The organism is Allobosea sp. 01N443, assembly GCF_056399325.1.
The window spans coordinates 19139-36827 of sequence record NZ_JBFTRC010000035.1; the positions used below are offsets into that span (position 1 = coordinate 19139).

At 65.6% G+C, this 17689-nt stretch carries 17 protein-coding genes and 2 pseudogenes; 10 read left to right on the forward strand and 9 right to left on the reverse strand.

Annotated features, from left to right (window positions below; translation table 11 throughout):
• Positions 1 to 48: 48 nt before the first annotated feature.
• Positions 49 to 1278, reverse strand: a complete 1230-nt coding sequence (locus tag AC1DRP_RS11880) for a Zn-dependent hydrolase (RefSeq protein WP_476768575.1) — start codon at positions 1276 to 1278, stop codon at positions 49 to 51.
• Positions 1279 to 1344: 66 nt separating this feature from the next.
• Positions 1345 to 2808 (reverse strand): amidase, encoded by a 1464-nt coding sequence (locus AC1DRP_RS11885; protein WP_476768576.1) that lies wholly within the window; start codon positions 2806 to 2808, stop codon positions 1345 to 1347.
• 197 nt (positions 2809 to 3005) lie between these two features.
• On the opposite strand from AC1DRP_RS11885, the gene AC1DRP_RS11890 reads away from it, so the two are divergent.
• From AC1DRP_RS11890 to mbfA, 5 genes and pseudogenes are all read left to right on the forward strand, one after another.
• Positions 3006 to 4412: an MATE family efflux transporter gene (locus tag AC1DRP_RS11890; protein ID WP_441478841.1), complete on the forward strand. Its 1407-nt coding sequence runs from the start codon at positions 3006 to 3008 to the stop codon at positions 4410 to 4412.
• A gap of 315 nt (positions 4413 to 4727) precedes the next feature.
• Positions 4728 to 5501, forward strand: a complete 774-nt coding sequence (locus AC1DRP_RS11895; RefSeq protein WP_441508625.1) for a L,D-transpeptidase — start codon at positions 4728 to 4730, stop codon at positions 5499 to 5501.
• A gap of 192 nt (positions 5502 to 5693) precedes the next feature.
• Positions 5694 to 6998 (forward strand): UDP-glucose dehydrogenase family protein, encoded by a 1305-nt coding sequence (locus AC1DRP_RS11900; RefSeq protein WP_476768577.1) that lies wholly within the window; start codon positions 5694 to 5696, stop codon positions 6996 to 6998.
• A gap of 88 nt (positions 6999 to 7086) precedes the next feature.
• Positions 7087 to 7896, forward strand: a complete 810-nt coding sequence (locus AC1DRP_RS11905) for a DUF2076 domain-containing protein (RefSeq protein WP_476768578.1) — start codon at positions 7087 to 7089, stop codon at positions 7894 to 7896.
• A 121-nt stretch (positions 7897 to 8017) separates the two neighbouring features.
• A pseudogene (gene mbfA / locus AC1DRP_RS11910) lies at positions 8018 to 8969 on the forward strand (iron exporter MbfA).
• A gap of 24 nt (positions 8970 to 8993) precedes the next feature.
• On the opposite strand, the gene AC1DRP_RS11915 reads toward mbfA, so the two are convergent.
• Entirely contained in the window at positions 8994 to 9803 is an 810-nt protein-coding gene (locus tag AC1DRP_RS11915) for a L,D-transpeptidase (RefSeq protein WP_441489058.1), read from the reverse strand.
• Between the two features lie 215 nt (positions 9804 to 10018).
• The gene (locus AC1DRP_RS11920; protein ID WP_441508626.1) at positions 10019 to 11452 is read right to left on the reverse strand and encodes a lipopolysaccharide biosynthesis protein; all 1434 of its coding nucleotides are present in this window, start codon (positions 11450 to 11452) and stop codon (positions 10019 to 10021) included.
• Positions 11453 to 11734: 282 nt separating this feature from the next.
• Between AC1DRP_RS11920 and AC1DRP_RS11925 the strand changes: the two genes are divergently transcribed.
• From AC1DRP_RS11925 to AC1DRP_RS11935, 3 genes are all read left to right on the forward strand, one after another.
• Positions 11735 to 12238 carry a GNAT family N-acetyltransferase gene (locus tag AC1DRP_RS11925; RefSeq protein ID WP_441489056.1) on the forward strand — a complete coding sequence of 168 codons (504 nt, stop codon included), beginning with the start codon at positions 11735 to 11737 and terminating at the stop codon, positions 12236 to 12238.
• The gene (locus AC1DRP_RS11930) at positions 12235 to 13077 is read left to right on the forward strand and encodes a DMT family transporter (RefSeq protein ID WP_441508627.1); all 843 of its coding nucleotides are present in this window, start codon (positions 12235 to 12237) and stop codon (positions 13075 to 13077) included. Before AC1DRP_RS11925 ends, AC1DRP_RS11930 begins: the two co-directional genes overlap by 4 nt.
• 209 nt (positions 13078 to 13286) lie before the next feature.
• Entirely contained in the window at positions 13287 to 13979 is a 693-nt protein-coding gene (locus tag AC1DRP_RS11935; protein ID WP_441508628.1) for a DUF930 domain-containing protein, read from the forward strand.
• Between the two features lie 36 nt (positions 13980 to 14015).
• Here the strand turns inward: AC1DRP_RS11935 and AC1DRP_RS11940 are convergent, their stop codons facing one another.
• Complete coding sequence (locus AC1DRP_RS11940) at positions 14016 to 14396, reverse strand: VOC family protein (protein ID WP_441489053.1); 381 nt, start codon at positions 14394 to 14396, stop codon at positions 14016 to 14018.
• Positions 14397 to 14417: 21 nt separating this feature from the next.
• Positions 14418 to 14918, reverse strand: a complete 501-nt coding sequence (locus AC1DRP_RS11945) for a hypothetical protein (protein ID WP_441508629.1) — start codon at positions 14916 to 14918, stop codon at positions 14418 to 14420.
• 82 nt (positions 14919 to 15000) lie between these two features.
• On the opposite strand from AC1DRP_RS11945, the gene AC1DRP_RS11950 reads away from it, so the two are divergent.
• Positions 15001 to 15813: a helix-turn-helix transcriptional regulator gene (locus tag AC1DRP_RS11950; RefSeq protein ID WP_441489051.1), complete on the forward strand. Its 813-nt coding sequence runs from the start codon at positions 15001 to 15003 to the stop codon at positions 15811 to 15813.
• Here the strand turns inward: AC1DRP_RS11950 and AC1DRP_RS11955 are convergent.
• The 3 genes from AC1DRP_RS11955 to AC1DRP_RS11965 all read right to left on the reverse strand — a co-directional run bounded on the left by AC1DRP_RS11955 (position 15810) and on the right by AC1DRP_RS11965 (position 17239).
• Positions 15810 to 16223 (reverse strand): DUF1801 domain-containing protein, encoded by a 414-nt coding sequence (locus tag AC1DRP_RS11955; protein WP_476768579.1) that lies wholly within the window; start codon positions 16221 to 16223, stop codon positions 15810 to 15812. The genes AC1DRP_RS11950 and AC1DRP_RS11955 overlap by 4 nt on opposite strands.
• A gap of 62 nt (positions 16224 to 16285) precedes the next feature.
• On the reverse strand, positions 16286 to 16771 hold the full coding sequence (locus AC1DRP_RS11960; protein WP_441489049.1) for a PaaI family thioesterase: 486 nt from the start codon (positions 16769 to 16771) through the stop codon (positions 16286 to 16288).
• Positions 16772 to 16852: 81 nt separating this feature from the next.
• Positions 16853 to 17239 (reverse strand): MarR family winged helix-turn-helix transcriptional regulator, encoded by a 387-nt coding sequence (locus AC1DRP_RS11965; protein ID WP_176733255.1) that lies wholly within the window; start codon positions 17237 to 17239, stop codon positions 16853 to 16855.
• 320 nt (positions 17240 to 17559) lie between these two features.
• Between AC1DRP_RS11965 and AC1DRP_RS11970 the strand changes: the two are divergent.
• Positions 17560 to 17689: pseudogene (locus AC1DRP_RS11970) on the forward strand (co-chaperone GroES); the annotation flags it as partial.

Below are 17689 nucleotides of genomic sequence, written 5' to 3' on the forward strand. Positions count from 1 at the left end.
GGACCAGGGCTGGGAGCAGAGGTCTTTTGCGGCGCGCGCCGCGCTTGATCAGTTATTCGCCACGCGCCAGGCGGCGCTGAGCAGGACATTGGCGCCGGCGACCATGTCCTCGTCGGTGCTGAACTCCGCCGGGTTATGCGAGAGGCCGCCGATCGAGGGGATGAAGATCATCGCCGTCGGGCAGATGCGCGACATCATCTGGGCGTCGTGTCCAGCGCCCGAGATCATCCGGCGGACCGGCAGGCCGAGTTCGGCTGCGCTCATCTCCACGCCGTAGATCAACTCCGATGCGAATTCGACCGCCGGAAAGCGGGCAAGATCGCGGAAGCTGATCTGGATGCCGTCCCGCTCGGAAAGCTCCGCGCAGAACGCCCGGACGGCCGCCTCCGCCTCAGTCAGGAGCGCGTCCTTGGGATTGCGCAGGTCGAGCGACATGACCACGCTTTCCGGCACCACGTTGACGTTGCCGGGCTCGACGCGGATGACGCCGGAATTGGCAAGCTGGCCCGGAATCTTACCCGTCAGCTCATTGGCGAAGAGGTTGATGCGCGCAGCCGCCAGCCCGGGATCCCTGCGATAGGCCATCGGCGTCGTACCGGCATGGCTTGGGCGGCCCTTCAGCGTCAGCTCAAGCCAGGTGATGGCCTGGATGCCGGTGACAGCGCCGAGCCCGCCGCCCTCGCCTTCGAGCACCGGCCCCTGCTCGATATGGAGCTCGAGATAGGAATGCGCCTTGAGGAAACCGGGCCGTTCCGGGCCGTGATAGCCGATCCGCTTCAATTCGGTGCCGAGCACAGCCCCTTCGGCATCCTTCTCGGCATGGGCCGCTTCCACGCTCATGCCGCCGGCCCAGACATAAGAGCCGAGCATATCGGGATGGAATCGGGCGCCCTCTTCATTGGTGAAGGCGATCACCGCCATGTCGCGCTTCGGCTGCAGCCCTGCATCGCGCAGCGCCGCCAGCACCTCGAGGCCGGCAATGACGCCAAGTGCACCATCGAAGCGCCCGCCGGTGCCGACCGTGTCGATATGGGAGCCGAGGATGACGGCAGGTCCCTCCTCCCGCCCCTTCAGGATGCCGACGACGTTGCCGATCGCGTCGATCTTCACGTCGAGCCCGAGCGCCTGCATCTGCCCGACGAGCCAGTCACGCCCCTGCCTGTCCTCGTCGGAGAGAGCGAGCCGCCGGCAACCGCCTTCCGGCGTCGCGCCGATCTTCGACAAGGCTTCGAGCCTCGAGACCAATCGTGGCCCGTCGATCCGCAKGTTCGAGCTCATTCGCCAACTCTCCCAAAAGGCCGGCCACAGGCCGCTAACGCATAAAGCATGAACGATGCCGGGCGCTCAGCCGGCGAGCAAGGCCGGCTTGCGCTTCTCGACCCAACCGGTCGCGTCCTCATAGGCCTGCGCAGCCTCGAGCAGCAGACGCTCYGCGTGGTTGGGGCCCCAGAGTTGCATGCCCATGGGCAAGCCCGCAGCGTTGAAGCCGACCGGGACACTGATCGCCGGACAGCCCGACATCGTCACCGGGATCACCACCTCCATCCAGCGATGATAGGTGTCCATCGCGCGGCCCGCGATCTCGCGCGGCCAATGCGTTTCGACGGCAAAGGGAAAGACCTGGGCACTGGGCAGGACAAGCAGGTCATAGCGTCCGAACAGGCCGCGCACATGCTGATACCAGGACGAGCGCAGATTGGAGGCCTTCATCACGTCGAAGGCCGAGAGCTTGAGGCCCTGCTCGACCTCGTGGCGCGCTTCGGGCTTGAGAAAGTCGCGCCGTGCCGGATCCGCATGGATGGGGGCCAGGCTCGCACCGACCTGCCAGGCCCTGAGTCTCGTCCAGGCCTGCCAGACGGCTTCGGGATCGAAACCGAGGCTCGCCTCCTCGACCCGCGCCCCCATGTCCTCGAAGGCCTTCAAGGCTTCGCGGCAAAGCGACAAGATGCCATCCTCCATCGGCAGATGCCCACCGAGATCGCCAAGCCAGCCGATGCGGAGCCCGGCGATGTCGCGCTTGAGATTGCCCAGGAAGGCGGCCGGCTCCTCGCGGATCGAGAGCGGAACGCGCAGATCGTAGCCCGACTGCACGGCGAGCAGCGCGGCAAGATCGCGGGTCGTGCGCGCCATGGGACCAGCTACGCCCATCTGCGGAATGAAGACCTCGTCGCCACTCGAGGGCACGCGGCCATAGCCCGGCCGCATGCCGAGCACGTTGTTGAAGGCAGCCGGATTGCGCAGCGAGCCGGCATGGTCGCTGCCATCGGCCACCGGCAGCATGCGCATCGCCAGCGCAACGGCAGCGCCACCGCTCGAGCCCCCCGAGGTCTTCGACTGGTCATAGGCGTTGCGCGTTGCCCCGAAGACCGGATTGAAGGTCTGCGAGCCCAGGCCGAATTCCGGCGTATTGCTCTTGCCGATGATGATGGCGCCAGCCGCCTTCATGCGCTCGACGAAAATGGCGTCGCTTTGCGCGATCTCGTCCTTGAAGAGCGGCGAGCCTTGCGTCGTCGCGAACCCCTTGGCCGCGGCAAGGTCCTTGATGGCCTGCGGGAAGCCGTGCATCCRGCCACGCGACCGGCCTGCTGCCAATTCGCCATCCAACGCCTCGGCTTCCCCCAACAGATCGGAGCGGTCGCGCAGTGCCACCAGGGCATTGACCGTCGGGTTATGCCGCTCGATCTGATCGAGATAGGCGCCCATCACCTCGACACAGGACAACTTGCGCGCGTGGATCGCGTGCGACAGCGCAACAGCGTCCAGGCCGACGATGTCGCCGGCCATGGCGGCGTTTCTCAAATCTGACATCCTTGACGGTTCCTCTGTCTTCTTCTTGCCGGTGATGATGGCCGCCATGGCCGAATGCCGGTAGCGACGTTTGCGCAGGGGCCGGATCGCGAAAACGCGCAGCGGGCCGCTCCCACACGCTCACGCGCCGAGCGCGGGCAAGCCCAGCGTGGCTGACCCTGTCCTGCACAGAAAATGGGCGCTAGAAGCGACGGCCCATGACCGATCTGGCCCTCCCCACTGCGCGCGCTCATCCCTGGCTCACAGAAGTCAGGGCCATGCTCGCCCTGAGCTGGCCCATGGTGCTCACCAATGTGGCGCAGACGGCGATGACGGCAACCGATGTGGTGATGATGGGCCATCTCGGCCCCGACTCGCTCGCGGCCGGAGCGCTCGGAGCCAATCTCTACACGGCGGTCCTGATTTTTGGCATCGGCGTCATGGCAGCGGTCGCGCCGATGATCTCGATCGAGCTCGGGCGCAACCGCCATGCAGTGCGCGACGTGCGCCGCACCGTGCGCCAGGGTCTCTGGGTGGCAGCGACACTGGTCGGACCGATGTGGCTGTTCCTGTGGCAGGGCGAAGCGATCCTGCGCGCCATGGGGCAGGATCCAGCGCTTTCCGCGGCGGCCGCGAGCTATGTCCACACCCTGCAATGGAGCCTGCTGCCGTTCTTCTTCTATCTGGTCCTGCGCGGCTTCGTCGCGGCCTTGCAGCGGCCATTCTGGGCCTTCGTGGTCGTGCTGTTCGCCGTCGCATTCAATGTCTTTGCCAACTGGTGCCTGATGTTCGGGCGGCTCGGCTTCCCGGCCCTCGGTCTGCCGGGTTCGGGGATCGCCACCGCACTCTCCTCGACCCTGATGTTCCTTGGACTTGCCATTGTCGTTTCGGTCGACAGGCGTTTCCGGCGATTTCATCTTTTCGGGCGCTTCTGGGTGCCGGACTGGCCGCGATATCGCGCCTTCTGGCGGCTCGGCTTCCCGATCGGCCTGACGCTCGCCTTCGAGGTCGTGATCTTCAACGGCGCCGCCTTCCTGATGGGGCTGATCGGCTCGACCTCGCTGGCCGCGCATGCGATCGCCATTCAGATCGCGTCCCTGACCTTCATGGTGCCGATGGGCATCGGCCAGGCCGGCACCGTGCGTGTCGGCCGCGCCTATGGTGCCGGCGATCGCGACGGCATCACGCGTGCCGGCACCACCGCGATCGTGCTCGCGATCTCCTTCATGGCGCTGACCGCGCTCGTGATGCTGCTGGCTCCCCACCTGCTGGTCGCGCCCTTTCTTGATGCCAGCAAACCGGGTTCGCAGGCTGTTGCCGAACTCGCGATGCGCTTCCTCCTGTTCGCAGCGATCTTCCAGATTGCCGACGGCGCACAGGTGGTCGGTTCCTGCATCCTCAGGGGCCTGCGCGACACGCGCGTGCCGATGATCCTGGCCGGCCTGGGCTATTGGGGCATCGGGCTGCCGCTTTCGGCGGCTCTCGGCTTCTGGACACCGCTCGCCGGCAGCGGAATCTGGATCGGACTGGCGACCGGCCTTGCCGTGGTGGCGGTGCTGATGCTGTGGCGCTGGTCGCAGCGCGAAAGGCTCGGCCTGGTCGCGCCCGCGTCGACGCCAAGCTAGGTTGCACCGGCATTGCAGGGCGGACACAGCAAGCCGCCAGCGATGTCGCCGGTTTCCAGGAGTTTGCGCGATTCGGCGCTCTTTTTGCCAAGCACCCGCCTGATCGCCTGATAACACGGCCGATTTCCCGGTGTTTTCGAGCTGTTGCGGATTCAGCACAGCCAGCTGAAGACACAATTTCGCCGCACTGTGTTCACCCCACGGCCACGCCATCCGCCTTGAACCCCATTGGGCGAAGACGTGGAACACCGTGGAACTGCGCGATCGCTCGTCCGTTGCTAGTCCCGCAAGACCAAGAATACGCGAGCCAAACTGATGTCCTTCGACTCGATCGCCGGCGCACTCCGCCATCGCCTCTTCAAGCGCATGATGGTGCTGCTCTTGCCGCTATCGCTGGCAGCCTGTGTCGGCGCGCGCCAGCAAGCCCTCGAGGCCGCGAGACCTGCCGGACCGAGCGCGGCTGCACTCGCCATGTATGGCGAGATGCCCGACGAGAAGTTCCCTCTGCCTGAAACCGACATTACCGAAGTCGACCCGCGCTTCCTGAGGCAGGAAGTCGCCTATCCGACCAGCGAGCGGCCCGGCACGATCGTCGTCGACACTAACAAGCGCTATCTCTATCTGGTCCGAGAGAACGGCCGTGCCATCCGCTACGGCATCGGCGTCGGCAAGCAGGGCATGTCCTGGCGCGGTCGCGCAACCGTTGCCCGCAAGGCAGCCTGGCCGCGCTGGACCCCGACCCCTGCGATGATCGCGCGTGATCCTGCCAAGAACCGCCCCTGGGCCGGCGGCATGGACGCGGGCCTCGAGAACCCGCTCGGCGCGCGCGCGCTCTATCTCTATCAGGGTGACCGCGACACCCTCTATCGCATCCACGGCACCTCGGAGCCCTGGACCATCGGCACGGCGGTTTCGAGCGGCTGCATCCGCATGTTCAACCAGGATATCATCGACCTGCACAGCCGCGTGCCCACCGGCACCACCGTCGTGGTCCTCAACCGCACCCCGCTGCTGAAGCCGGAGCCCGGCGAGAATTTCGACGAATTCGTCTCCGAAGGTGTCGAGCCGGCCGAGCCGTTCGAAGGCTGATCGCCACCCTCCGTCATCGCCCAGAGATTGGCGCGCATCACCAACCCATAGGGTTCGGTGTTGCGCGCCTCTTCATTTCCCAGCGCCTTAAATTGATATAGGCGGTGCTAGGGCGGGGAGCCGTGCTCCAGCTGCCGCATACGAGAGGCCCGGATCAATCCCGCTCCGGCCCGCGAGAGAGGACGACACCTCATGCGCGTGACGATGATCGGTTCGGGCTATGTTGGCCTGGTCTCGGGTGCCTGCTTCGCTGATTTCGGCCATGTCGTGACCTGCGTCGACACCGACGCTCGCAAGATCGAGGCGCTCAACCGCGGCGAGATCCCGATCTTCGAGCCCGGCCTGGACGATCTCGTCGCCAAGAATGTGCGCGAAGGCCGCCTCTCCTTCACGACCGAGCTGGCCGGTGCCGTCCGCGGCGCCGACGCGGTCTTCATCGCAGTCGGTACCCCGGCCAGGCGTGGCGACGGCCATGCCGACCTCTCCTATGTCTATCAGGCCGCTCGCGACGTCGTGGCCGAGCTTGAAGGCTTCACCGTCGTCGTCACCAAGTCGACCGTTCCGGTCGGCACCGGCGACGAGGTTGAGCGGATCATGCGGGAGAKCCGACCGGAGGCCGATTTCGCTGTGGTCTCGAACCCGGAATTCCTGCGCGAGGGCGCCGCGATCAGCGACTTCAAGCGTCCGGACCGGATCGTGATCGGCACCGACGATGCACGCGGGCGCGCCGTGATGGAGGACATCTACCGGCCGCTCTATCTCAATGCCGCGCCCCTTCTCTTCACCTCGCGCCGAACCTCCGAGCTGATCAAATACGCCGCCAACGCCTATCTCGCGACCAAGATCACCTTCATCAATGAAATGGCCGACCTCTGCGAGGCCGTCGGCGCGAATGTCCAGGAGGTCGCGCGCGGCATCGGCCTCGACAATCGCATCGGCGCGAAGTTCCTGCATGCCGGCCCCGGCTATGGCGGCTCCTGCTTTCCGAAAGATACGCTGGCCTTGATGAAGACGGCGCAGGACCTCGCTGCTCCGCTGCGGATCGTCGAGACCGTCGTCGCCGTCAATGACCAGCGCAAGCGCGCCATGGCCCGCAAGGTGCTCGCCGCCTGCGGTGGTTCGGTGCGCGGCAAGCGAATCGCCATCCTTGGCCTCGCCTTCAAGCCGAACACCGACGACATGCGCGAAGCGCCCTCGATCGCGATCATCACCGCGCTCCAGGATGCCGGGGCCGAGATCGTTGCCTATGATCCCGAGAGCATGGATGCGGCCAAGCCTCTGCTGCCCGGAATCTCCTATGCGAGTGACGCCTATTCCTGCATCAGGGGCGCAGATGCGCTGGTGATCGTGACGGAATGGGATGCTTTTCGTGCGCTCGACCTCGCCGCGGTCAAGGCCGCGCTACGCGAACCCGTCGTTGTCGATCTGCGCAATATCTACCGCTCGGACGACATGCGCCGCCGTGGCTTCCAGTACAGCAATGTCGGCAATGCCTGATCGACGCACTGCCTTGATAGCGTCACAGGCAGTCCCCACCTCTTGACGCGGCGGCGCACCCGCGCCGTCCAAACGAGAGGAGATGACGATGACGCCGCAAGAACGCGACGTGATCGCCGGGATTTTCGATCGCCTGAGACAGGCGGCCAACCAGCCCCGCGACCCCGAGGCTKAACGCTACATCGCGGAGCGCCTGCGCGAGCAGCCCTATGCGCCCTATGCCATGGCGCAGGCCGTCTACGTTCAGGAACAGGCGCTGACCAACCTTCAGGCCCAGGTCGAGGAACTGCAGGCGCAGGTTCGTGACCTGCAGAGCCGACCGAGCGAGGCTCCGGCGCAGGCCGGCGGCTTCCTGTCGGGCATCTTCGGCGGCGCATCTCGGCCAGCTGACGCCCCGGCACGCAGCGGTTCCGTGCCGGCCTTCCCGGCGCGCCCGGCAGGGCAGGCCCCATCGGCCGCCTGGACCGGTCAGCAACCGCAGCAGCAGCCAGCCCCCGGTCAGGCTTTCGGCGGCCCGCAAGGCCAGCAGCAGGCGGGCCCCTGGGCGAACCAGCAGGCCCAGGCGCCCGGACGTGGCGGTGGCTTCATGGCCTCAGCGCTGACGACGGCAGCCGGCGTCGCTGGCGGCATGATGCTCGGCAATGTCCTGACCAACGCCTTTGGCGGCGGCAAGGGCGGCGAGGCAAAAGCCGCGGAGACGGCAGATGCCAGCAAGGCGGCCGACGCCAGCAAACCGGCCGATACGGCTGAAAAGGATGCCGGCACCGCCGAMAACCAGCAGGCGGCCTATGATCAGGGTGCTTCCGACCAGGCAACCTACGATCAGGCCAGCTACGACGAGCCCTATGAACCCGGCCAGGACGACGACCCCATCGATGATGGCGGCGACTGGGCCTGATTCCGGCTGCGTCCACCCGTACCAACAACGGCTCGCCCTCCGGCGGGCCGTTTTCGTTGGGGGCCTTCCCAACCCGGCGCGCACCTCTTAGATTAGAATAATTCTAATCTAAGAGGTGATCATGAAACGCATCGACGATCTGGACGAGGCCGAGATCCTCGCGCTCGCGATCGCCAATGAGGAAGAGGATTCCCGAATCTACCTTTCCCTCGCCAATCGCCTTCGGCCGATCTACCCGCATTCCGCCGAGGTCTTCGACGAGATGGCGGCGGAAGAGCAAAGTCATCGCCACAGCCTGCTTTCGCTCTATGAGCGGCGCTTCGGCAAGGAACTGCCCTACATCACCCGCCAGGATGTGAAGGGGTTCCTGAAGCGCAACCCGGTCTGGCTGATGGACGGGCTGCGACTCGACACCGCCCGGACGCAAGCGGCGCTGATGGAAGAGGAAGCCTCGGGCTTCTACGCTCGTGCAGCGCAACGGGCGCATGACGTCGAGACGCGCAAACTGCTGGCTGACCTTTCCGAAGCCGAGAAATCGCATCAAAGCCTGGCGCAGCGCCTCGGCGAAACCATCCTGACCTCGGATGCGACCGCCGAGGAAGACCAGACCCGTCATCGCCTGTTCGTGCTGCAGATCGTTCAGCCAGGGCTTGCCGGATTGATCGACGGTTTCGACGCTCGCGCCGATATTCGCGGCCGCCTTCGCGACCCATGATTCCTGGAATGCCTTCCAGGTCGGCCTCGCCGCATCGGTCGGCGCGGGCATCAGCATGGGCCTCACCGAAGCTCTCTCGGATGACGGGACCATCACGGGACGGGGGCATCCCTGGGTGCGTGGTGCTGCCTGCGGCGTCGCGACCACGGTCGGCGGGCTCGGCCATACCCTGCCCTTCCTCATCCCCGATTTCTGGACCGCCACGGCCATCGCCGGCATCATCGTGGCGATCGAGTTGATCGTGATCGCCTGGGTCCGCTGGCGCTATATGGAGACGCCGTTCACATCGGCGATCGTCCAGATCGTGCTCGGTGGCCTGCTGGTCCTTGCGACCGGCATTTTCATCGGAAGCTCGTGACGGCTGCGCAGGTGGTGAGCCGCCTCAGATCACCAGCACCTTTGCGCCGACCCGCACCCGGCCATAGAGGTCCGTCACATCGTCATTGGTCATCCGGATGCAGCCCGAGGAAACGGCTTGACCGATCGTGTGCGGCTCGTTCGTGCCGTGGATGCGATAGAGCGACGACCCGAGATAGAGCGCGCGCGCGCCCATCGGATTCTCGGGCCCGCCGGACATGAAGCGCGGCAGATCCGGGCGGCGTTTCAGCATCTCGGCCGGCGGCGTCCAGCTCGGCCATTCCGCCTTGCGCGTCACAGCCTTCATGCCAGCCCATTCGAAACCTGGTCGCCCAACGCCGATGCCATAGCGCAAGGCGCGGCCACCAGGCTGGACGAGAAAAAGAAACTTCCGCGGCGTGTCGATGACGATGGTGCCCGGTTTGTGCGGGCCGTCATAGGCGACTTCCTGCTTCTGGAAACGCGGATCGAGCACGCGCTCGATCGGCCGTTGCATCTGCATGGGCTCACCGAGCGCGGCCATGCGGCGCCCCGGAGCCCGCGGCTCGGATGCCTGCTCGAACGGATCGGCGCCATAGCCCTGCCCGGGTACGACGCGCTGGCCATAGGCGGAGTAGCCGCCCGGCCGATTATAGACCGCCCCGCCCCGGCCCTGGGGCGTCGGGTCCCGACCGGTCATCAGCATCTCGATGAAGCCGCCACCGTAGTTGCCACGCGCGGTAGAGCCGGTCACCAGAGGATCGGCTGGGCGCCCGTAGCTCTGCGCGGAGACGGGGCCGTTGGTGGCGCACATCCCGGACAGGATCGCGAGCGGAACGAACAGGACGGGACGCATGACGCAACTCTCTTCAGCAAGCTGCGAAGAGCCTGGGGAGCCGCCCTCAAAGGAATGGTGAATCGCTGCCGCTTCGTCAGCGTTTCCGCCAGCAATCGCGTGACTTCAGCGAATTAACCTTAGCAACCCGCCTAGAGAGAGAGTGAACGAAGCGTTTCGGGTGACCGTGCAGAGCTCTTCGGCAGGCGCCGGGCTATCGGGCAAACCTTGCCATCTCATCGGGCCGCGCGGCTTTTGCGCATGACCCACCACAAGGAAAGCCGGGAGCGGCTCCGCATCACGTCGCAACCCAGGATGACAACCGCATAGACGAGCGCCCCCACGCCGACTTGGAGCACGAGTTCGATGGGGGCCGCGAAACGGCCGGACAGCGGCCAGGTTGCAGCAACCATCGACAGCACGGCGAGGAGCACGCAGGCGCAATCTCGCAGTGGCGGCCAGATCGGCAGCGAACGGAGTGCCGCAGCCGCAGTCACCCCGAGCGCGACAATGAAAGCACTTGCCTGCGCATAGGCGTAACGCTGCGGTCCCGCCGCTCCGAGGGGAGTGAGCACCAGCAGCAGATTGCAGGCCAGGCCGAGGCCCGTTGCCATGGGCGCGATGCGGGTGCGCTTGTCCAGAAGAAAGACCGGGATGAAGGCCGCCTGCGAGATCGTCAAAGCCACGAACCCGGGGATCAGGATCGACATATAGGCCGAGAAATGACCGTGAAAGCTCGGCGGAACCAGAAGCCGTTCAAAGGCGGGGAGGACAAGCCACAGTCCGGCGGCAGCGGGGAGCGCCACCATCAAGACCACGACGACGTTCTCCGCGATACGACGCAGTGCCGCCCGTCGCCCGCGCGTCTCGTCGAGGCGAATGACCTCTCGCAGGAGCACGATCTCCAGGGTCGAGGCGAGCGTGCCGAAGAGCTTCAGCCCCATATCCGAGGCCAGGGAGAAATAGCCGGCCTCGGCAAAGCCATGGGCGCCGGCGAGCAGGGAGCGGTTGATCAGCGGGATCAGCGAGTAGACCGCATTGCTGCCGATCAGCGGCAGGGAATAGATGAAGAAGCTCCAGGCGACGGCTTTGTCGGCCGCCGACAGCGAAAGCGGCGCATCGGCCAGCGCCCGCCGGACGAGAAGCAGCGCCACCACCACGCTGATCAGGCCGCCAAGCAGAACAATGGCGGGATCATGMGTGATCCAGGCTCCGCCAACCATCAGGATCAGCGCCAGAACGTTCTTGACGATGATCAGCTTGGCATAGGCGGCGTCGAGGAAGCGGGCCCGCGCAATCGCGCCATGATAGTCGAACAGCCCAGCCCCGATGCCGCCGAGCACGGCAGCCGCAAGCAGCATCGCCGGCAGGCGGAAATCGATGCCTGCCACGATCGCCGCGATCAGCAGGCCGGACAGGGCAATGCTGATGCCGGCCGCCAGGATATCCAGTGTCGCGCGGATCTCCGGCTGCTTCTCGCGCGCCGCCAAGGAGTAGAAGCGGATCGCGGAGACCCTCAGCCAGTCGAGCAGCGCGGTGTTCACCAGCACGACGATGGCCGCGCCAATGGCGTAGAGTCCAAAAGCCGCGGGCCCGAGAAAATAGGCGATGAGCAGACCGAGGACGAAATTCAGCCCGGCATTGATGATGAAGGGCACGAGAACAGTCATATGATCCCGGTCATGGCGCCAGCACGAAGCTGCCGCGCGACTCACACGGCAACCACATCATCGATATACAACTGCCCTAACCGTCCGCTCGTGCATTTCCAAGCGGAAGCGCGTCGAATATCTGGCCATTCGCGTTCCGGATTCCGCTGGTGTCGAGCGACCGGCGCAGCAGCGCCGAAACAGACCGCCGATGCGGCATGTGCATTGCTGAGCTGAACGGCATGCGCGCAGCGGTTGCGCCTCCCCCTTGCGCCAATCCGGATTGGCCTGCATCGCTGCGGCATGACCGCAAGCCTCCCGCCGCTTCGCGCCGCGCGCGACGATGATTCAGAACCGCTCGCCGCCCTGATCGCCGCGAGCTTCGCCGAATATCCCGATTGCCATTTCGACTGGTCGGAGTTTCCGGAGTTGCGGAGGCCGGCGAGCCATTTCGCGGCCAAGGGCGGCCGGCTCTGGATCGCAGAGGCGCCTGATGGCGGGATCGCCGGGTCGCTCGGCATCTTTCCAGTTCCCGAACAGAATGCCGCCGAGCTTGCGAAGGTCTACGTTTCTCCCGCCTGGCGCGGCGCCGGCCTTGCGCAGGTGCTCTTTGCAGAGGCGCTGCGCTTCGCGGAAGCCGGCAACCATGCAGAGATGATCCTGTGGTCCGACGCGCGCTTTGCACGCGGCCATCGCTTCTACGAGAAGCTCGGCTTCGTCCGCTGGCCGGGGCAGCGCTATCTCGGCGATATCTCCTTCAGCTGGGAGTATCATTTCCGCAAGCGCCTCACCGGCCAACCGGAATGACCGCAGGCACAGCGCTCCGAGCCGTCTTCGGCATCGCCCTGCTCACCGCAATGGACGCGGTGATCAAGGCGCAGATGCAGCACCATCCCTTCATCGTCACCCTGTTCATGCGCTTTGCCGCAGGCGGCCTTTGCGCCCTCATCGTGCTTGCGGCGGTGCGCCCGGCCTTCCCGACCCGCAGCAGCCTGATCGGCAATGTCGTGCGCGTGCCGCTCGTAGTGCTCACCGCCGGCAGCTTTTTCTATTCCATCTCGGTGCTGCCTCTGGCGGAGGCGCTTACCCTGTCCTTCCTCGCGCCGGTCTTCGTCGCCCTGCTCGGCGGATTTTTGCTCAAGGAACGGCTCGACGGGCGCATTCTCCAGGCCCTCGGCTTCGGCCTGCTCGGCATGCTCGTCATGGTCTGGCCCAGGCTGCAGGGCGGCGTCACCGGAGCGGAGCTCGGCGTCGCCGCAGCCCTGTTCTCAGCAGTGTCCTATGCGTTCAATCTGATCCTGCTGCGACGGATCGCCGTGAAGGAACATCCGGCCGTCATCGTCGCCTTCCAGAATTGCGGGCCGGCGCTCTGCCTCGCCATTCCTGCCTGGCTCGCCTTCGTGCCCATGACCGGCAAGGACCTGCTTGCCTATCTCAGCGCCGGCCTGCTCGGCGTCGCCGGCCATCTCATGCTGACCTCCGCCTTTGCTCGCGCAGCCGCGTCGCGGCTCGCGCCAATCGAGTACACGGCGCTTGTCTGGGCGAGCCTGCTCGGGTTTGCCTTCTTCGGCGAAATTCCGCTCTGGACCACCTATGCGGGCGCCGTCTTGATCGTCGCCGGCGCCGTTGCGGTCAGCAGACGCTAGAGCATCGGCCCGAAGGCTGGATTTCGGCTTTCGGGAAGGCCAATGCAAACACGGACGATCAGATCATCCCGCCGGATGCGATATCCCGTCCGACAATCGAGCCGCTGCCGCAAAAGCGCCCGATTGATTGCGACTTCTGCAGCCGTCCGAACAGCACGCGGAGGGGCCCGCGGTTGAGTGCGTTCTTCATCGCGGCAGCGCTGTGATCCATGAGGTTCTTCCGACATCCGCGTCACGGATCGCAAGCCCATGGCGCCATCGGCTCGCTCGGTCTGCATGTCGGTCTTTTGGGGGCTTTGATCTGGCTCCCCAGTATCGAGCCGTTGACACCGGCCCCGGAGGACAGCATCGAGGTCGAGTTGGTCACGCAGCAACAGGCCGAAGCCGTGGCCGAACCAAGGCAGCAGGAGCCCGTTCCCGAGGCTCCGAAGCCTGCACCGCCAGAGATCACTGCCGCAGCGCCGCAGTCTCCTCCGCAGCCCCGGCCCAATACCCCTCCTGTCGTTGCGGCGCCCGTCATGATCCGAGCAAGACGAACGCTATCCGGCAAGGTCCTTGCCGAACCGCGCAGCCGGCAGGCGCGGGAAGCCCTGACCCACCTGGATCCCTCAGAGCGCATCGAGCAATTATGCAACCTCGAAGCGATGAGCCAGATCCAGGCATGGAAAGCAGAGTTCCAGCCGGACAGGGTTGTCGCCTACGCCATGGCGGACACCAGATTCTCGGCGGGAATGCTGCAGGCCGACGGCGCCGCCTTCCGCAGCAAGCAGCAATGGTACAGGCTCAGGTTCAGATGCGAGACCACGCCCGATCGCAGCAAGGTTGCCGGTTTCGAGTTCCTGGTCGGCGATGCGGTTCCCCGCAGCGAATGGTCCGCGCGGAATCTTCCCACGACGCACTGAAGGAGGCGGTAGCGCCCTGGCAGGCGCCGTGATCCATCAGCCATCCGGCTGCCCACAATAGGCCTCGATCCGATAGCCGTCGGGATCGATTGCGAAGGCCGCGTAATAGTTCGGCCCGTAATCCGCCCGCAGCCCTGGCACGCCATTGTCCTTGCCGCCCGCCTTCATCGCTGCCGCATGAAAGGCGTCGACGCTCGCCCGACTGGGGGCCGCGAAGCAGAAGTGCAGGTTCGAGCCCGGATCCGGCGGGACAGGAGCCTGGGCCCTGCCGATCCAGAATGCGACCGCATCGCCGCCATAGCCCAGCGAATTGTCGTCATGGCTCAGGCAGCGGTAGCCGAGGGCACTGAGCGACGCGTCGTAGAAGCGCTTTGCGCGAGCGATCTCGCGAACGCCAATCGAGACATGGTCAAGCATGGTGGTTCTCCTCAGGGGGCTTCAGGTGGCGAGGCGCCGGGCGCGGAAATCGGCCTGCAGGCGCCAGGTCTTTCCGTCATCGGATGAAAGGTCTCCGAGCCAGCGGAAAGCGTTCGGTGTGATCTCGGTAAAGCGCCACCGGATCGCCGTGCCGTCCTCCAGCTTGCCGTGCTGGACGATATCTGGCCCCTCGGCCCGACCGAGCTGACGCGTGTAATACTGCTTGAGCGGGTCGCTCCAGAGGATATGCCAGGCGTCGAGCGCGGGGTCGTAGACCCTCAGCGTCGTGCCGTGGAAGAAGCCGGGCAGGATCCAGACATCCTGGATCGCCCGTCCGCCCAGCACCCAACCGAAACAGATCTCACCCTTGCCTTCGTGCCGAGTGCCATCATCGGCATGCATCACGGCATCCATCGCCCATGCCCCGATGAGCCAGCTGTAGAGACCCATCTGCTCGACCCGATCGGGAGCGGGCCCGCCGGCATGGAGTACCTCCTTCAAAGCGGTGATGGCCACTGCCATGTTCAGGCTCCAGTGCTGTGCAATGTGCCCCGAGTTAGGCTGCTCTCACCGCTTTGCGCTTGGGAAAAATTGCTGAATTAAGATGACCGCGACGTCGCAACTTCTGGCATCCGGCCCGGGCTGGCGGGTGCGTGACATCGTCTGCACGGCGGGCCCGTCCGATCCTGCCTTCGAGGAACGGCATGAGCATTGCTGCATCGCTGTCGTCACCGCGGGCAGCTTTCAGTATCGCTCTTCACTCGGAACCGCCGTGCTCGCGCCGGGCGCGATCCTGCTCGGAAATCGAGGCACGTGCTTCGAATGCGGCCACGAACACGCTATCGGCGATCGCTGCCTCGCCTTCCAGTTCGAGCCCGAACACCTGGAAGACATCGTAGCCGGCGTGCCGGCAGCCAAGCGGTTCGAATTTGCGCGGGCCTGCCTGCCACCGTCGCTGGCATCGTCCCGGCTCGCGGCAGTAGCGGAGGCCGCGCGCTGCGATGCAAACCAGCTCGAGGAGATCGCGGTTCGGCTTGCTGGCGCTGTCGCAGCCCTGCAGAATGGCGAGCCCCCGGCGGCGGTCGCCCCCAGCGCCCAGGACGCGCGCCGGGTCACCAGAGCATTGCGGCTGATAGAAGCTGAAAGCGAGCAGCCGTTGACGCTCGCCGGTCTCGCCCGCGAGGCGGCGATGAGCCGCTATCATTTTCTGCGAACTTTCCGGACGCTCATCGGCATGACGCCGCATCAGTTCCTGCTGCGGACACGGATGCACCGTGCCGCGACGATGCTTCGCCGGTCCGACCTGACGATCGCGAACATCGCGTTCGATGCAGGCTTCGGCGATCTCTCGACCTTCAATCGCCGCTTCCGGCAGGTGATGGGGGCCAGTCCGAGTGCCTATCGCGCCCAGCCCTAGCGCCAGCGATGGTAGGTCAGCGCGAGCCCGATGCAGTGTTCGAGCGGCCCGACAGGAATCTCCTCCTCCTCCCGGTAGACGAGGGCGCGGCTGCCTTCGAAGCGAAAGGTGTCGGGGTAGTGACGCGCGAAGGTCTCGACCAGTGTCGTCTGGCAATGGACATACATCGCGTAGTGCTTGCTCGATCCCTTCAACGCAGCGACCCTTACGGTCGTCCCCACACGCTGTTTCACAGGGAAATAGGCAGGCTCGCCCCATTTCAGGGTTTCGACGAGTCCGCCGAGCCCGGTCGTCCGGGCGCCTGTGTCGAGGATAAGCTGACGCAGCCGGAGCAGCGGCGTCCTCAGCGGCTCAGCGAATGACTGAAAAGCTGCGTCGACCGCGAGATCCTGGAACGCTGCGAATTGCATGGACAACTCCGCCCCGGGGCATCGGCGCGTATCCTAGTCACGAACCGCTGGACGACGCCACTTCAGCGGCCTGCCGCAACGCCGACCGGAAAGATCATGCAGGTTTCGGTGCCATGCGCGAGCAGCTTGCCGCGCTCGTCGGTGAGCCTGCCTTCGGTCGTCGCGATCGTGCCGCCGCGATGGATCAGCTTGCCTTCGCACCGTACGATCCCGCCACCCGGCATCACCGGGCGGACATAGTTGATCTTCATCTCGAGCGTCGTGTAGCCCTCCCCGGCCTTCAGCGTCGCGTGCGCCGCACAGGCCATGGCTGAATCGAGGATCGTCGCGGTCCAGCCGCCATGGATCGTGCCAAGCGGATTGAAGTAGCGCGCCGACGGCTTGCCGACGAACACCACCCGCCCCTCCTCGACCTCCGCGAGATCGAAATCCATGGCATCGGCGAAGGGCGCGCCGGGATGTCGCCCCTCCATCATGCCACGCAGGAAGGACACACCGTCTTCGGCCAGCAAGACTTCGCGTGAGACGACGCCGATCTTTCGCGACATGGACAGCCCTCGATTAACGTGCAGATACACGTTACTGAGAAGCCGCGCACGGTCAAGGCCTGCTTCCACCCGAGACAGCGTTCAGGTCGCGCCGCGGGCAACCCGCCGCAAGGCCCGCAGGCCATCGCGGGTCTCGTTCCATCGTTCCCGGCCGAGCCCGCCCTCGATGCGCTCCTGCGCCGCCTGCCAGTAAGGGATCGCGGCCTCGATCGCCGCGCGGCCCTTGTCGGTCACGGCATAGACCAGGGCCCTCCCCTTGCACTCCAGCGGTTCGATCAGCGCCTCCGCGGCGAGCAATTGCAGGTTGCGGGTGAGCGAGGTGCGTTCCAGCGCAAAACGCTCGGCCAGCTCGGTCACGGATCGGAAGGCGCCGGTGCTGAGCGCCGAGAGCAGGACGAACTGGGTGATCTTCAGCCCGCTCGGCCGCATCGCCTCGTCATAGGCGCGCGTGACGGCGCGTGCAGTCATTCGAACGTGCAAGGCGACGCAGGAACGGGCGATGTCGTCAAGCCGGGGATCGGGCACGGGCTCGGTCATTCCAACAGGATAGCGCGTCGCATGGGATTGCGCAGCATCCCTCTTGCCATGCCCTGTCTTGCGACGCCCCGCTTGCCGCGCCGCAATTTCGATTCACTTTCCGCCGAGAAGCTTCCTTGACTCATCCGGGGGGCGAGCCTATCTCCGCGGCATCCGTTAGCACTCGATCCTCGAGACTGCTAACAGATGCCGGCAGCGTTTCCACGCAGGCCGCGCGTTCCGTTTCTACCTTCTTAGAGGAAGACAGAACCATGAAGTTCCGTCCGCTGCATGACCGCGTCGTGGTCCGTCGCCTTGATGGCGAAGAGAAGACCAAGGGTGGCATCATCATCCCCGAAACCGCCAAGGAAAAGCCCCAAGAGGGTGAAGTCGTCGCCGTCG

Coding starts and splice junctions, on each gene's coding strand:
- AC1DRP_RS11890 (WP_441478841.1), top strand. CDS start 3,006: ATGACCGATCTGGCCCTCCCCACTGCGCGCGCTCATCCCTGGCTCACA.
- AC1DRP_RS11895 (WP_441508625.1), top strand. CDS start 4,728: ATGTCCTTCGACTCGATCGCCGGCGCACTCCGCCATCGCCTCTTCAAG.
- AC1DRP_RS11915 (WP_441489058.1), bottom strand. CDS start 9,803: ATGCGTCCCGTCCTGTTCGTTCCGCTCGCGATCCTGTCCGGGATGTGC.
- AC1DRP_RS11925 (WP_441489056.1), top strand. CDS start 11,735: ATGACCGCAAGCCTCCCGCCGCTTCGCGCCGCGCGCGACGATGATTCA.
- AC1DRP_RS11930 (WP_441508627.1), top strand. CDS start 12,235: ATGACCGCAGGCACAGCGCTCCGAGCCGTCTTCGGCATCGCCCTGCTC.
- AC1DRP_RS11935 (WP_441508628.1), top strand. CDS start 13,287: ATGAGGTTCTTCCGACATCCGCGTCACGGATCGCAAGCCCATGGCGCC.
- AC1DRP_RS11940 (WP_441489053.1), bottom strand. CDS start 14,396: ATGCTTGACCATGTCTCGATTGGCGTTCGCGAGATCGCTCGCGCAAAG.
- AC1DRP_RS11945 (WP_441508629.1), bottom strand. CDS start 14,918: ATGGCAGTGGCCATCACCGCTTTGAAGGAGGTACTCCATGCCGGCGGG.
- AC1DRP_RS11950 (WP_441489051.1), top strand. CDS start 15,001: ATGACCGCGACGTCGCAACTTCTGGCATCCGGCCCGGGCTGGCGGGTG.
- AC1DRP_RS11955 (WP_476768579.1), bottom strand. CDS start 16,223: ATGCAATTCGCAGCGTTCCAGGATCTCGCGGTCGACGCAGCTTTTCAG.
- AC1DRP_RS11960 (WP_441489049.1), bottom strand. CDS start 16,771: ATGTCGCGAAAGATCGGCGTCGTCTCACGCGAAGTCTTGCTGGCCGAA.
- AC1DRP_RS11965 (WP_176733255.1), bottom strand. CDS start 17,239: ATGACTGCACGCGCCGTCACGCGCGCCTATGACGAGGCGATGCGGCCG.